The following is a 13,949-nucleotide window of genomic DNA, read 5'->3' on the forward strand; positions in this document are numbered from 1 at the left end:
TGCCCGAAATCCGTAGAGTCCGGACAGAAGTATGTTATGCTTTGTACTCGTTAGTGAGTACATTCGACAGGTGGCGTAACATGACCCAACAATCCCCCTATTCAGCGGCGGTGGCCGAACAGCGTCATCAGGAGTGGCTGCGATTTGTTGCCCTCCTGCAGCAGGCGTACGCCGACGATCTCCATCTGCCGCTTTTACAGCTCATGCTGACGCCCGACGAGCGCGAGGCGCTGGGCACGCGGGTGCGTATTATTGAAGAGCTGCTGCGCGGCGAGATGAGCCAGCGCGAGCTGAAAAACGAGCTCGGCGCCGGGATCGCCACCATTACCCGCGGTTCGAACAGCCTGAAGTCAGCCCCGCCGGAGCTGCGTCTGTGGCTGGAGCAGGCGTTGATTAACGTTAACGATAAATAGCGTTATGAAACGGGCTTAGCGCCAGCACGACGGCCTGATGATAAACGCTGCTGCGCGTCAGTTTTCCGGCCGTAAATACGCCGATAGCGCCCTCTTTACGGCCAATTTCATTGATGCCGGTATACTGAGACATCACCGGCCCCAGCGCTTCTCCTGCCTGGACTTTTTCAAGAATGACCTGCGGCAGCGGCAGGGTCGCCGAGCGCGCTTCGCCGCGCAGGCTGCCGTCCTCGATCGTCACCCAGCTAAAGGTGCTGCCCTCATCGATGCCGGCTTCAATAGCGACCCAGAAGTCAGCATTGGGCTGCGCGCGACGCGCGTTAGCCACGCGGTTTCGTGCGCCAGCGCGCGTTTCGTCGCTGCCAAAAGGCTGTTCCGGCACGCCGCTCTCGACGGAGACGGACTCAATGTGGCAGGATCCTTCGCCGAAGATCTCGTTAAAAGCCTGCAGAATTGCCTGAATTTTGGCGGGATTAGTGGTAGCTGAGACAACATGGTGCATAATCAAAACAACTCAGAAATACTAAACATCATCGCAGTATACTCCAAATCATTCTTGTTGCAGGCGGCTATGCTTGTAGCTTAATGGTTAAGAGCTCATAACGGATAATAAAGCATGTTACAGGTATACCTTGTTCGCCACGGTGAAACGCAGTGGAACGCCGAGCGACGTATTCAGGGCCAGTCCGACAGTCCGCTTACCGCCCACGGTGAGCGTCAGGCCTGGCAGGTAGGCGAGCGCGCCAGAACGCTGGGGATTACGCATATTATCGCCAGCGATTTAGGCCGGACGCGGCGTACCGCAGAAATCATCGCTGAAGCCTGCGGATGCAGCGTCATGACCGATTCACGCTTGCGTGAGTTGGATATGGGCGTGCTGGAAAAGCGCCATATCGACTCGCTGAGCGAAGAAGAAGAGGGCTGGCGTCGACAGCTGGTTAACGGTACGCCCGACGGGCGCATCCCGCAGGGAGAGTCAATGCAGGAGCTGAGCGACCGTATGCACGCGGCGTTGACCTCTTGTCTGGAGCTGCCCGCAGGTAGCCGGCCGCTGCTGGTGAGCCACGGCATGGCGCTGGGGTGTCTGGTGAGTACGATTCTTGGCTTGCCCGCCTATGCGGAGCGTCGCCTGCGTCTGCGCAACTGCTCTATCTCTCGCGTTGACTATCAGCAAAGCCCCTGGCTGGCGTCGGGATGGGTCGTGGAAACCGCGGGGGATGTCTCGCATCTTGATGCCCCCGCGATGGATGAGCTACAGCGTTAACGACGAATCGGAATCAGGTATTCGCAGCGCAGCTGAATAGGCGGTTCCTGATTCCGGTTTTCATCTTCCGGGAAGAAACGTTCGATATCCAGGCCCTTACGACGAGTGAGATTGAGCATCGGCATGCAGGTGCCGTAAACCGTCAGAATAAATTCCTGTAGCCCGGTGCCCAATCCTTCGTAGGTAAACATCACGTATTCGCCGCCTTCCAGCGTCACCGGGTGGGCGTTGTGCAGATGGCCGTTAGCCAGCTCCGGCGTCAGCGCGGTGGTGTAAAACACCTCCTGCTCATCGTCTTTATCGAGGCTCGGACGCGGCTCATGCAGGCCGTACAGCGTCGGAGGAATCGACGGCGTATTGGCGAGGAATTCACGCCAGAACTGCACGCGCATCTGATTACGGAAATCGGAGATCTCTTCCAGCTTGCAGGTATAGCTCTGGGTCACGCCGACCAGCTGAGTGGTGTTCAGCGTGACGAATTCGTACTGCGGCATGGTGAACTCGCCCAGACGCAGCGGAGGACGCATACCGTAAGAGCTCCAGTCGGGGGAGCGTCGGTAAAGGGCCGGCGTCAACGAGAACTGTTTTTTAAATGCGCGAGTAAAAGTCTGCTGCGAGTCAAAGCGATACTGCAGCGCAATATCGAGAATCGGACGCGCGGTCAGGCGTAGGGCAACCGCTGACTTAGATAAGCGACGGGCGCGAATATAGGCACCAATGGCATGGCCGGTCACGTCCTTGAACATTCTTTGCAGATGCCACTTGGAATAGCCCGCCTTCGCTGCCACATTGTCCAGTGAGAGTGGCTGATCCAGGTGACCTTCCAGCCAGCTAAGGAGATCGCGAATAATCCCTGCTTGATCCATAAAATATCCCCATCCTTAAACTCAGGTGCCTGATACTAAAGGTAGCGGATAATAGCATTTTTTGATGTTTTAGCATTCAGTGTTTTTTTTGCTTTTAAATGCGATTCTTCCAGAAGTATCGGTGGTAATTTTGTAAAGCTGTGATCTATAAAACTTTTCTGCTTAATGTGTGATAATCACTCAGCTAAATTTTTAAGAATGGTAACAATATGAAATACAAGAAGTTAGTGGCAGGTATGCTTTTACTGGCGGGGTCTCAGATGGCGCAGGCGGAGCAAATTGGCTCTGTGGATACCGTGTTTAAGTTCCTTGGGCCGGATCATAAAATTGTCGTAGAGGCCTTTGACGACCCGGATGTACAAAACGTGACGTGCTACATCAGCCGGGCGAAAACCGGGGGAATTAAAGGCGGGTTAGGGCTGGCGGAAGATACCTCTGATGCCGCGATCTCCTGTCAGCAGGTGGGGCCGATTGAGCTGACGGATAAAATCAAAAACGGTAAAACGCAGGGCGATGTCGTGTTCCAGAAACGCACCTCGCTGGTATTTAAAAAGCTGCAGGTGGTGCGCTTTTACGATGCCAAACGCAATGCGCTGGTCTATCTGACCTATTCGGATAAAATCGTCGATGGCTCGCCGAAGAACGCGATTAGCGCGGTGCCGATTATGCCATGGAATAAATAACAGGGAACGCCGATGCAACAACCGCGGATCTGGTTGGTGGAAGATGAGATGAGCATCGCCGATACGCTCGTCTACCAGCTGCAGCAGGAAGGATTTATCGTTACGGCGTTCGAGCGCGGGCTGCCGGCGCTCGATGCGGCACATCACCACCAACCCGACCTGGCGATTCTCGACGTCGGGCTGCCGGATATCAGCGGGTTTGAGCTCTGTCGGCGGCTGCTTGCCCGCTACCCGGCGCTGCCGGTGCTGTTCCTGACGGCCCGCAGTGAAGAGGTGGATAAGCTGCTTGGCCTGGAAATCGGCGCTGATGACTATATTGCCAAGCCATTTTCCCCTCGTGAAGTTTGCGCCAGAGTTCGCACCGTTCTGCGGCGGCTGCAGAAGTTCGCCGCCCCTCCACCGCTCTTGCGCGTGGGGGAGTTCACATTGAACGACGCCGCGGCTCGGGTCACCTGGTGCGGTCAGAGCCTGAATCTGACCCGCTATGAGTTTTTATTATTAAAAACGTTACTGCACTCTCCGGGGCGCATTTTTTCCCGCCAGCTGCTGATGGAGCAGGTATGGGGCGATGCGAACGAGAGCTTCGATCGTACCGTGGATACTCATATCAAAACGCTGCGCGCTAAGCTGCGAGAAGTGAACCCTGACATCTCCCCCATCAATACGCACCGCGGCATGGGATACAGCCTTGGAGGCTTCTGATGCGCATCGGTATGCGGCTGCTGATGGGCTACTTTTTGATTGTGGCGATCGCGGCCTGGTTTGTGCTTTCCATCTTCGTTCAGGAGATTAAACCCGGGGTCCGGCGGGCAACCGAAGGGACGCTGATTGATACGGCTACCCTGCTTGCCGAGCTGGCCCGCGAGGATTTACTCTCCGCCGATCCCCAGCACGGGCGCCTGGCCCAGGCTTTTCAAACGCTGCATCGCCAGCCGATCAACGCCAACATTGCCGGCATTAATAAAGTTCGCAATGAATATCACGTCTATATGACCGATGCGCAGGGCAAGGTGGTGTTTGATTCTGCGGGCAGTGCGCTGGGGCAAGACTACTCGCGCTGGAACGATGTCTGGCTCACTTTACGCGGGCAATACGGCGCGCGCAGCACGCGCAGCGATCCGAACGATGATAACAGCTCGGTGATGTATATTGCCGCGCCGGTGACTGACAGCGGCCGAATCATTGGCGTGCTAAGCGTCGGGAAACCCAATCTGGCCATGGCGCCGGTCATTAAACGCAGCGAGCGGCGTATTCTGTGGGCCGGCGGGGCGCTGCTGGGGATCGCGCTCCTGATAGGCGCTGCGATGGTATGGTGGATTAACTTTTCCATCGGCAAGCTGGTTCGCTACGCGGACTCCGTGACCGCCGATCGTCCGGTTCCGCTGCCGAATCTGGGCGGCAGCGAACTGCGTAAGCTGGCGCAGGCGCTGGAGAGTATGCGCCTTAAGCTTGAAGGTAAAAACGCCATTGAAAACTATATTTATGCGCTGACCCATGAGCTGAAGAGCCCGCTGGCGGCGATTCGCGGCGCGGCAGAAATTCTCCGTGAGGCTCCTCCGCCTGAGGTCGCCGCCCGTTTTACGCGTAATATTCTGGCGCAGAACGCGCGAATGCAGTCGCTGGTGGAAAATTTGCTCCAGCAGGCCCGGCTGGAGAACCGGCTGGAGATCGCCCGACGTCCCGTCCCCGTCGCTGAGCTATTTCATCGCCTGGCCGAGGAGCGCGAGATCGCGCTGGCGGCGAAAAAAGTGACGCTGCGCTGGCAGGATACGCCTCTGATGGTTGAAGGCGATCGGGAGCTTCTGGCGCAGGCGTTGGGTAATCTCGTTGATAATGCTATCGATTTCACGCCTTCCGCAGGGGAAATCCTGCTTGGGGCGGAAGAGCGTGATGGCGGCGTGCTGTTAACCGTATGCGATACGGGATGCGGCATTCCCGACTACGCCCTGGGGCGTATTTTTGAACGTTTCTATTCTCTGCCTCGTGAAAATGGGCAAAAAAGCAGTGGCCTGGGGCTGGCGTTTGTTCGTGAAGTCGCGCGCCTGCATCAGGGGGATATCCAGCTGGTTAATCGCCCTGAAGGCGGCGCGTGCGCTTTGCTGAGACTTCACGCTCACTTCACATAGCTTCAAACTCTCCCCACACGGCCCCTTTAAGGTGAGCGCATCACTAAGGAGAGGGCTATGTTGAAATCACCACTATTCTGGAAAATGAGCACCCTGCTGGGATGCATTTTACTGTTGTCGATCCCGCTGATGCTGGTCCGGCAGCTGATCGTTGAACGCGCGGACTATCGTAGCGACGTGGTTGACGCGCTGGAGAGCAGCACCAGCGGATCGCAGAAACTGGCCGGACCGATGATTGCCATTCCGGTGACCGAGACGCTAACGCGGGTTGAGGGAACTAAAACGGTAGAATATCAAACCCAATGGGTACACTACTGGCTGCCGGAGACGCTGGCGGTCACCGGTAATCAGGATGTTGAATCCCGGAGAATCGGTATCTATGAGGGGCAGATCTGGCACAATAATCTCAGCGTCAAAGCGCATTTTGAACCTTCGCGCATCAAGGCGCTCAGGAAGCAGACGATTACGCTGGGCAGACCGTTTCTGGTCGTCAGCGTCAGCGATGCGCGCGGTATTGGCGAGATTAAGTCACCAGAGCTCAATGGCGAGAGGCTACCCGTTGAGCCTGGGCCGGGTCTCGACGACAGCGGGGAGGGCATTCATATGCCGATGCCGCTGTTACTCCCTGAACAAAAAGCGCTGGATATTGAATTCACGCTCAATCTGAATGGCAGCGGCAGTTTCTCGGTGGTTCCGCTTGGGCGCAACAGTACCTTACAGCTTGCCGGCAATTGGCCGCACCCGGGGTTCCTTGGCGACTTTTTACCTGCAAAGCGGGAAGTCAGCCCAACAGGCTATCGCGCCCAGTGGCAAAGCACCTGGTTTGCCAACAATATGGCGAAGTTTTTTGTTGAGGGTCGGCAGATTGAGTGGCGTCAGTTGCCTGCTTTCAACGTGAATGTCACCACGCCCGCCGATCAATATCAGCTGACCGATCGGGCGACAAAATATGCCGTTCTGTTGATAACGCTGACGTTTATGGCATTTTTTGTTTTTGAAAGCTTAACGCGGTATCGCATGCACCCCATGCAGTATCTGCTGGTGGGGCTGTCGCTGGTCATGTTCTATCTGGTGCTGCTGGCGCTGTCCGAACATATCGGTTTTACGGCATCGTGGATTGCCGCCAGCCTGCTAGGCGCGCTTATCAATGGGGTGTATCTTCAGGCAGTATTGAATGGTTGGCGTAACAGTTTACTGTTCGTCTGCGCGCTACTGCTGCTGGACGGCGTTATGTGGATGCTGTTGCGATCGGAAGATAGCGCATTGCTGCTGGGGACCGGCGTATTGCTGCTGGCGTTAAGTGCGCTGATGTTCCTGACTCGCCACGTTGACTGGTACGCGTTATCTCTGCCGAAGGCAAAAGGTGAGCTGCCGGACGCTGGTCAGGATGACGATAAGCTCAGGATCTGGAAATAAAAAAAACGGCGCGAATTGCGCCGTTTTTACGTTATGACAGCAAGAAAAACGGTGTTATTCCTGCAGGTCGCCACAGAAGCGGTACCCCTCGCCATGGATGGTGGCGATAATTTCCGGGGTGTCCGGAGTGGATTCAAAATGCTTACGAATGCGACGGATGGTCACGTCCACGGTACGGTCGTGCGGCTTCAGCTCACGGCCGGTCATTTTCTTCAGCAGTTCCGCACGCGACTGGATTTTGCCCGGATTTTCGCAGAAGTGCAGCATGGCGCGGAATTCACTGCGCGGCAGCTTGTACTGCTCACCATTGGGGCTTACCAGCGAGCGGCTATTGATATCCAGCTCCCAGCCGTTGAACTTATAGCTTTCCACGCTACGGCGCTCTTCGCTCACGGTACCCAGGTTCATGGTACGGGAGAGCAGGTTGCGCGCGCGGATCGTCAGTTCACGTGGGTTGAACGGTTTAGTGATATAATCATCGGCGCCAATTTCGAGGCCAAGGATTTTATCCACTTCGTTATCGCGGCCGGTGAGGAACATCAGCGCGACGTCCGCCTGCTCACGCAGTTCGCGTGCTAGCAGGAGACCATTTTTACCCGGCAGGTTGATATCCATGATCACCAGGTTGATATCATTTTCAGACAGGATCTGATGCATTTCCGCGCCATCGGTCGCTTCGAATACATCATAACCTTCTGCTTCGAAAATACTTTTTAACGTGTTGCGTGTTACCAACTCGTCTTCAACGATAAGAATGTGCGGGGTCTGCATGTTTGCTACCTAAATTGCCAACTAAATCGAAACAGGAAGTACCAAAGTCCCTGACCTGCCTGGTGCATGTCGCAAATTAACATGCCCGGCGTAACATGACTAAAGTACGTAATTGCGTTCTTGATGCACTTTCCATCAACGTCAACAACATCATTAGCTTGGTCGTGGGTACTTTCCCTCTGGACCCGACGGTGTCAAAAACGGCTGTCATCCTAACCATTTTAACAGCAACATAACAGGCTAAGTGAGGCATGACACCCAATAAAACTACGCTTCGTTGACATATATCAAGTTCAATTGTAGCACGTTAACAGTCTTGTGAAATCATTGCATCTAAACGGGATTCATCTTCACAATTCATACTTCGCTCAATTAGTTGCAATGAGAAAATAATAAACGCGGTGAATCCAAAGCCTCAAAACGTACTCGGACGTAAATTTCATTGCCAAACATACGGATAAAGCCATTCTGTTAACATACTCTGTGTCATGGTGCCTTGGGAATAGTTTAGTTTTTTTTATGGGTGATAAAGCTCAAATTTAGTGATTTTTGTTGCAAATTTGTAAATTCACGGCGCGTAAAATGAGGGAAAAAATCGTTATTCCCACCGCCTAAAAGGTAAAAGAGAAACCGAATGCGTTTATCAATTGTATTAGTGTCCCCGGCTCGGGCGGAAAACGTCGGGGCGGCAGCCAGAGCGATGAAAACCATGGGGTTTAGCGACATGCGTATCGTCGATAGCGAGGCGCATTTGCAGCCCGCCGCGCGCTGGGTCGCGCACGGTTCTGGCGATATCCTCGATAATATCAAAACTTATGCCACGCTGGAGCAGGCGCTGCACGATGTTGATTTTACCGTGGCCACGACCGCCCGCAGCCGGGCGCGTTTCCACTACTATGCGACGCCGCAGCAGCTCCTGCCGCTGCTGGAAGAAAAAGCGCAGTGGATGCATCATGCCGCGCTGGTGTTTGGTCGGGAAGATTCTGGTCTGACGAATGAAGAGCTGGCCCTTGCCGATGTGTTGACCGGTGTGCCGATGGCGGCTGACTATCCTTCGCTAAACCTGGGGCAGTCGGTGATGGTCTATTGCTACCAGCTGACCTCATTGCTGCAGCAGGCCCCGTCAACCTCCGCCGACGCAGATGATAATCAGCTGCAGGCGTTACGCCTGCGAACGCGCGATCTGCTTAACCGCCTCGGCGCGGGTGACGATGTAAAACTGTCCGACTGGCTGGAGCAGCGGATAGGACTTTTGCAGCAGCGAGACACCGCCATGCTGCATCGTTTACTGCACGATATTGAAAAAAACCTCCCAGGGTAAAATGCTGTCATATTATTTTCATATGGTCTTATGTGCTAATTATTTGCGTCTGGATGCGTAAATACGGATGAATTGTCAGGTTGCTATGGCGTATTGGCCAGGTGTGAAAAAAAGGGCTAAAAGTAGAAATTCGTTGACTTAAGTCGACAGATACTTTAACCAATATAGGCACAGGACACAGACAGATAAAAATTACAGAGTACACAACATCCATGAATCGCATCGGCATGATCACCACGATTATCACCACCACTATTACCACAGGTAACGGTGCGGGCTGACGCGTACAGGAAACACAGAAAAAAGCCCGCACCTGAACAGTGCGGGCTTTTTTTTCGATAAAAAATCAAGGGGTCATAACCATGCGTGTGTTGAAGTTCGGCGGTACATCAGTGGCAAATGCAGAACGTTTTCTGCGTGTTGCCGATATTCTGGAGAGTAATGCCAGGCAGGGGCAGGTAGCGACCGTACTGTCTGCCCCGGCGAAGATCACTAACCATCTGGTTGCGATGATCGAAAAAACCATTGGCGGGCAGGATGCGCTGACCAATATCGCTGATGCCGAACGCATTTTCGCCGAACTTCTGCAAGGCCTCGCCGATGCCCAGCCGGGCTTTCCGCACGCTCAGTTGAAAATGTTTGTCGAGCAGGAGTTTGCGCAAATCAAACACGTCCTGCACGGTATTAGCCTGCTTGGACAGTGCCCGGATAGCGTCAATGCGTCTCTGATCTGCCGGGGAGAAAAGCTCTCCATCGCTATTATGGCCGGCTTACTGGAAGCGCGCGGTCATAACGTCACGGTGATTAATCCGGTTGAAAAACTGCTTGCCGTTGGCCATTACCTCGAATCCACCGTGGATATCGCCGAGTCGACCCGCCGCATTGCCGCCAGCCAAATCCCGGCTGACCATATGGTGCTGATGGCGGGCTTCACCGCCGGTAACGAAAAGGGCGAACTGGTGGTGCTGGGCCGTAACGGCTCTGACTACTCCGCGGCGGTGCTGGCCGCCTGCCTGCGCGCCGACTGCTGTGAAATCTGGACCGACGTTGACGGCGTTTATACCTGCGACCCGCGTCAGGTGCCGGATGCGCGTTTGCTGAAGTCGATGTCCTATCAGGAAGCGATGGAGCTCTCCTACTTCGGCGCCAAAGTTTTGCACCCGCGTACTATCGCCCCCATCGCCCAGTTCCAGATCCCCTGTTTAATCAAAAATACCGGTAATCCGCAGGCGCCGGGTACGCTTATCGGCGGCAGCAGCGATGAAGACGATCTGCCGGTGAAAGGTATCTCTAATCTCAACAATATGGCGATGTTCAACGTCTCCGGGCCGGGGATGAAGGGGATGGTTGGCATGGCGGCGCGCGTGTTCGCCACTATGTCCCGCGCGGGAATCTCCGTTGTTCTTATCACCCAGTCCTCTTCCGAATACAGCATCAGCTTCTGCGTGCCGCAGAGCGATTGCGCTCGGGCGAAGCGGGTAATGGAAGATGAATTTTATCTGGAGCTGAAAGAGGGGCTGCTTGAGCCGCTGTCGATCATGGAACGCCTGGCGATTATTTCGGTTGTCGGCGATGGTATGCGTACCCTGCGCGGGATTTCCGCTAAATTCTTCGCTGCGCTGGCGCGCGCCAATATCAACATTGTGGCGATTGCCCAGGGTTCTTCCGAGCGCTCTATTTCCGTTGTCGTGAGCAACGATGATGCGACCACCGGCGTTCGCGTGACCCACCAGATGCTGTTCAATACCGATCAGGTGATTGAAGTGTTTGTCATTGGCATCGGCGGCGTCGGCGGCGCGTTGATCGAACAGATCAAGCGCCAGCAGAGCTGGTTGAAGAGTAAACATATCGACCTCCGCGTTTGCGGGGTGGCTAACTCGCGCGCCTTGCTGACCAACGTACACGGCCTGAACCTTGAACACTGGCGCGATGAGCTGGCGGAAGCCAAAGAGGCGTTCAACCTGGGGCGACTTATTCGTCTGGTGAAAGAGTACCATCTGCTGAACCCGGTGATTGTCGACTGTACCTCCAGCCAGGCGGTGGCCGATCAGTACGCCGATTTCCTGCGCGAAGGTTTCCACGTGGTAACGCCGAACAAAAAGGCCAATACCTCATCGCTGGATTACTATCATCAGCTGCGTCATGCCGCGAGCAGCTCACGACGTAAGTTTTTATACGATACCAACGTCGGCGCGGGGCTGCCGGTAATCGAAAACCTGCAAAATCTGCTGAACGCCGGCGATGAGCTGCTGCGCTTCTCCGGTATTCTGTCCGGCTCGCTGTCATTTATCTTCGGTAAGCTGGACGAAGGCGTAAGCTTCTCTGCGGCGACGAAGCTGGCGCGTGAAATGGGCTATACCGAACCGGATCCGCGCGACGATCTTTCCGGCGTGGATGTTGCGCGTAAGCTGCTAATCCTCGCGCGTGAAACCGGGCGCGAACTGGAGCTGTCTGACATTATCGTAGAGCCGGCGCTACCGGCGGGTTTTGACGCCAGCGGCGATGTCGACAGCTTTATGGCACGCCTGCCTTCTCTGGATGACGAGTTTGCCTCGCGGGTCTCAAAAGCGCGCGATGAAGGTAAGGTCTTGCGCTATGTCGGTAATATCGAAGAGGATGGCACCTGCCGCGTGAAAATCGCCGCGGTTGATGGCAACGATCCGCTGTTTAAAGTGAAAAACGGCGAGAATGCGCTGGCGTTCTACAGCCACTATTACCAGCCGCTGCCGCTGGTGCTGCGCGGTTATGGTGCGGGTAACGATGTGACGGCAGCTGGCGTTTTCGCTGACCTGCTGCGTACCCTGTCATGGAAGTTAGGAGTTTAAGATGGTCAAAGTATATGCCCCGGCTTCCAGTGCTAATATGAGCGTCGGGTTTGACGTGCTGGGCGCGGCGGTAACGCCGGTTGACGGCACGCTGCTGGGGGACAATGTCTCGGTTGAGGCGGCGACAAGCTTTAGCCTGCAAAACGTGGGTCGCTTCGCCAGTAAACTACCGACGGCGCCGCAGGAAAATATCGTCTATCAATGCTGGGAGCGTTTTTGCCAGGAGATTGGCAAGAAGGTACCGGTGGCGATGACCCTGGAAAAAAACATGCCGATTGGTTCCGGCCTGGGTTCCAGCGCCTGTTCCGTCGTCGCCGCGCTGGTCGCGATGAACGAGTTCTGCGGCAAGCCGCTCAATGAGAGCCGAATGCTGGCGCTGATGGGCGAGATGGAAGGGCGGATTTCCGGCAGTATCCATTACGATAACGTCGCGCCGTGCTATCTGGGCGGGATACAATTGATGCTTGAGGAAAACGGCATCATCAGCCAGCAGATTCCGGCCTTCGACGAGTGGCTGTGGGTGCTGGCCTATCCGGGTATTAAGGTCTCCACCGCGGAAGCGCGGGCAATTTTGCCGGCGCAGTATCGCCGTCAGGACTGTATTGCCCACGGTCGTCATCTGGCGGGCTTTATTCACGCCTGCTATTCCCGCCAGCCTCAGCTGGCGGCGAAATTGATGAAAGATGTGATTGCCGAACCGTATCGTACCAAACTACTGCCGGGCTTCAGCGAAGCGCGTCAGGCAGCAATGGAAATTGGCGCGCAGGCGTGCGGCATTTCCGGTTCCGGTCCAACGTTGTTTGCACTATGCGATAAACCGGAAACCGCGCAGCGCGTCGCCGACTGGCTGGCTACGCACTATCTGCAAAATCAGGAAGGCTTCGTTCATATTTGCCGGCTGGACACGGCGGGCGCTCGAGTAGTGGGATAACCAATGAAACTCTATAATTTAAAAGATCATAACGAACAGGTCAGCTTTGCGCAGGCCGTCACGCAGGGGCTTGGCAAGCATCAGGGGCTGTTCTTCCCGCACGATCTGCCGGAATTCAGCCTGACTGAAATCGACGAGATGCTGCAGCAGGACTTTGTGTCGCGTAGCGCAAAAATCCTGTCGGCATTTATCGGCGATGAGATCCCGCAGGGCGTTCTGCAAGAGCGCATCGGCAATGCCTTTACCTTCCCGGCGCCGGTCAGCAAAGTGCAGGACGACGTCGGCTGCCTCGAACTGTTCCACGGCCCGACTCTGGCGTTTAAAGACTTCGGCGGCCGCTTTATGGCGCAGATGCTCACCCATATCGCAGGCGACAAACCGGTCACTATTCTGACGGCCACCTCCGGCGACACCGGCGCGGCGGTTGCGCACGCGTTTTATGGCCTGCCAAACGTCAAAGTGGTCATTCTCTATCCGCGCGGCAAAATCAGCCCGCTGCAGGAAAAGCTGTTCTGCACTCTCGGCGGTAACATTGAAACTGTGGCTATCGACGGCGACTTTGACGCCTGCCAGGCGCTGGTTAAACAGGCCTTTGATGATGAAGAGCTGAAAGCTGCGCTGGGTCTTAACTCGGCTAACTCAATCAATATCAGCCGCCTGCTGGCGCAGATTTGCTACTACTTTGAAGCCGTGGCTCAGCTGCCTCAGGAAGCCCGTAACCAGCTGGTTATCTCGGTACCCAGCGGTAACTTTGGCGATCTGACCGCCGGCCTGCTGGCCAAATCTCTGGGTCTGCCAATCAAACGCTTTATTGCGGCGACTAACGCCAACGACACCGTGCCGCGCTTCCTGCAGGACGGTAACTGGTCGCCGAAAGCAACCCAGGCCACGCTGTCTAACGCCATGGACGTCAGCCAGCCGAACAACTGGCCGCGCGTGGAAGAGCTGTTCCGTCGTAAAACCTGGCGCCTGAACGAGCTCGGCTACGCGGCGGTGGATGATGAAACCACCAAAGAGACCATGCGTGAGCTGAAGGCTATCGGCTACACCTCAGAACCGCATGCGGCGATTGCTTATCGCGCGCTGCGCGACCAGCTGCAGGCGGGTGAGTACGGCCTGTTCCTCGGCACGGCGCATCCGGCGAAGTTTAAAGAGAGCGTGGAAGAGATTCTGCAAGAGACGCTGCCGCTGCCGAAAGAGCTGGCCGATCGCGCCGATCTGCCGCTGCTGTCGCATAATCTGCCGGCCGATTTTGCCGCGCTGCGTAAGCTGATGATGGGCTAAGTCTGAATCAGCGCTTCCCTGCTGCGTGATTGGCGGCAGGGAAGCGGTT

General features: G+C 55.6%; 15 protein-coding genes and 1 other annotated feature. Of the genes, 12 read left to right on the forward strand and 3 right to left on the reverse strand.

The annotated features are described in order from the left end of the window. Positions 1 to 80 precede the first annotated feature (80 nt). On the forward strand, positions 81 to 413 hold the full coding sequence (trpR, locus tag ABLU67_RS11165; RefSeq protein ID WP_004098417.1) for a trp operon repressor: 333 nt from the start codon (positions 81 to 83) through the stop codon (positions 411 to 413). Here trpR and yjjX read toward each other — a convergent pair. Further along, the gene (gene yjjX, locus ABLU67_RS11170; protein WP_025106863.1) at positions 400 to 915 is read right to left on the reverse strand and encodes an inosine/xanthosine triphosphatase; all 516 of its coding nucleotides are present in this window, start codon (positions 913 to 915) and stop codon (positions 400 to 402) included. The two genes, trpR and yjjX, sit on opposite strands and share 14 nt — an antisense overlap. A 114-nt stretch (positions 916 to 1,029) precedes the next feature. On the opposite strand from yjjX, the gene gpmB reads away from it, so the two are divergent. After that, on the forward strand, positions 1,030 to 1,677 hold the full coding sequence (gene gpmB, locus ABLU67_RS11175) for a 2,3-diphosphoglycerate-dependent phosphoglycerate mutase GpmB (RefSeq protein ID WP_014227840.1): 648 nt from the start codon (positions 1,030 to 1,032) through the stop codon (positions 1,675 to 1,677). On the opposite strand, the gene robA is transcribed toward gpmB, so the two are convergent. Next, positions 1,674 to 2,543, reverse strand: coding sequence for an MDR efflux pump AcrAB transcriptional activator RobA (gene robA / locus ABLU67_RS11180; RefSeq protein WP_014227841.1), 870 nt, complete (start codon positions 2,541 to 2,543; stop codon positions 1,674 to 1,676). The two genes, gpmB and robA, sit on opposite strands and share 4 nt — an antisense overlap. A gap of 209 nt (positions 2,544 to 2,752) precedes the next feature. Here robA and creA point away from each other — a divergent pair, with 209 nt between their 5' ends. From creA to creD, 4 genes are read left to right on the forward strand one after another with little or no spacing between them, the layout of a single operon-like run. Next, a complete protein-coding gene (gene creA, locus ABLU67_RS11185) occupies positions 2,753 to 3,226 on the forward strand; it encodes a protein CreA (RefSeq protein ID WP_004098425.1) in 474 nt (157 codons plus the stop codon). A gap of 12 nt (positions 3,227 to 3,238) precedes the next feature. Then, positions 3,239 to 3,928, forward strand: a complete 690-nt coding sequence (gene creB, locus ABLU67_RS11190; RefSeq protein ID WP_004098427.1) for a two-component system response regulator CreB — start codon at positions 3,239 to 3,241, stop codon at positions 3,926 to 3,928. Further along, positions 3,928 to 5,352, forward strand: a complete 1,425-nt coding sequence (gene creC / locus ABLU67_RS11195; protein ID WP_154920107.1) for a two-component system sensor histidine kinase CreC — start codon at positions 3,928 to 3,930, stop codon at positions 5,350 to 5,352. The genes creB and creC overlap by 1 nt, the downstream gene beginning before the upstream one ends. 57 nt (positions 5,353 to 5,409) lie before the next feature. After that, entirely contained in the window at positions 5,410 to 6,768 is a 1,359-nt protein-coding gene (gene creD, locus ABLU67_RS11200; RefSeq protein ID WP_348852298.1) for a cell envelope integrity protein CreD, read from the forward strand. A 54-nt stretch (positions 6,769 to 6,822) separates the two neighbouring features. Here the strand turns inward: creD and arcA are convergent, their stop codons facing one another. Next, on the reverse strand, positions 6,823 to 7,539 hold the full coding sequence (arcA, locus tag ABLU67_RS11205; RefSeq protein ID WP_002887843.1) for a two-component system response regulator ArcA: 717 nt from the start codon (positions 7,537 to 7,539) through the stop codon (positions 6,823 to 6,825). 95 nt (positions 7,540 to 7,634) lie between these two features. Between arcA and yjjY the strand changes: the two genes are divergently transcribed. The 6 genes from yjjY (at position 7,635) to thrC (ending at position 13,900) form a co-directional block, all read left to right on the forward strand. After that, positions 7,635 to 7,775 (forward strand): protein YjjY, encoded by a 141-nt coding sequence (gene yjjY / locus ABLU67_RS11210; RefSeq protein ID WP_001541509.1) that lies wholly within the window; start codon positions 7,635 to 7,637, stop codon positions 7,773 to 7,775. A gap of 398 nt (positions 7,776 to 8,173) precedes the next feature. Beyond that, complete coding sequence (locus ABLU67_RS11215; RefSeq protein ID WP_057173150.1) at positions 8,174 to 8,860, forward strand: tRNA/rRNA methyltransferase; 687 nt, start codon at positions 8,174 to 8,176, stop codon at positions 8,858 to 8,860. 212 nt (positions 8,861 to 9,072) lie between these two features. Then, positions 9,073 to 9,141 carry a thr operon leader peptide gene (gene thrL / locus ABLU67_RS11220; RefSeq protein WP_004222578.1) on the forward strand — a complete coding sequence of 23 codons (69 nt, stop codon included), beginning with the start codon at positions 9,073 to 9,075 and terminating at the stop codon, positions 9,139 to 9,141. Continuing rightward, positions 9,080 to 9,197 (forward strand) — a sequence feature (Thr leader region). (Overlaps the previous gene by 62 nt.) A 25-nt stretch (positions 9,198 to 9,222) precedes the next feature. After that, positions 9,223 to 11,685: a bifunctional aspartate kinase/homoserine dehydrogenase I gene (gene thrA / locus ABLU67_RS11225; protein ID WP_014227847.1), complete on the forward strand. Its 2,463-nt coding sequence runs from the start codon at positions 9,223 to 9,225 to the stop codon at positions 11,683 to 11,685. A gap of 1 nt (position 11,686) precedes the next feature. After that, a complete protein-coding gene (thrB, locus tag ABLU67_RS11230) occupies positions 11,687 to 12,616 on the forward strand; it encodes a homoserine kinase (protein WP_004128739.1) in 930 nt (309 codons plus the stop codon). Positions 12,617 to 12,619: 3 nt separating this feature from the next. Beyond that, positions 12,620 to 13,900 (forward strand): threonine synthase, encoded by a 1,281-nt coding sequence (gene thrC / locus ABLU67_RS11235; RefSeq protein ID WP_064358100.1) that lies wholly within the window; start codon positions 12,620 to 12,622, stop codon positions 13,898 to 13,900. Positions 13,901 to 13,949: the final 49 nt, after the last annotated feature.

It is taken from the genome of Klebsiella sp. GN_Kp190, assembly GCF_040061795.1.
In the GTDB taxonomy this organism is placed as follows: Bacteria; Pseudomonadota; Gammaproteobacteria; order Enterobacterales; family Enterobacteriaceae; genus Klebsiella; species Klebsiella michiganensis.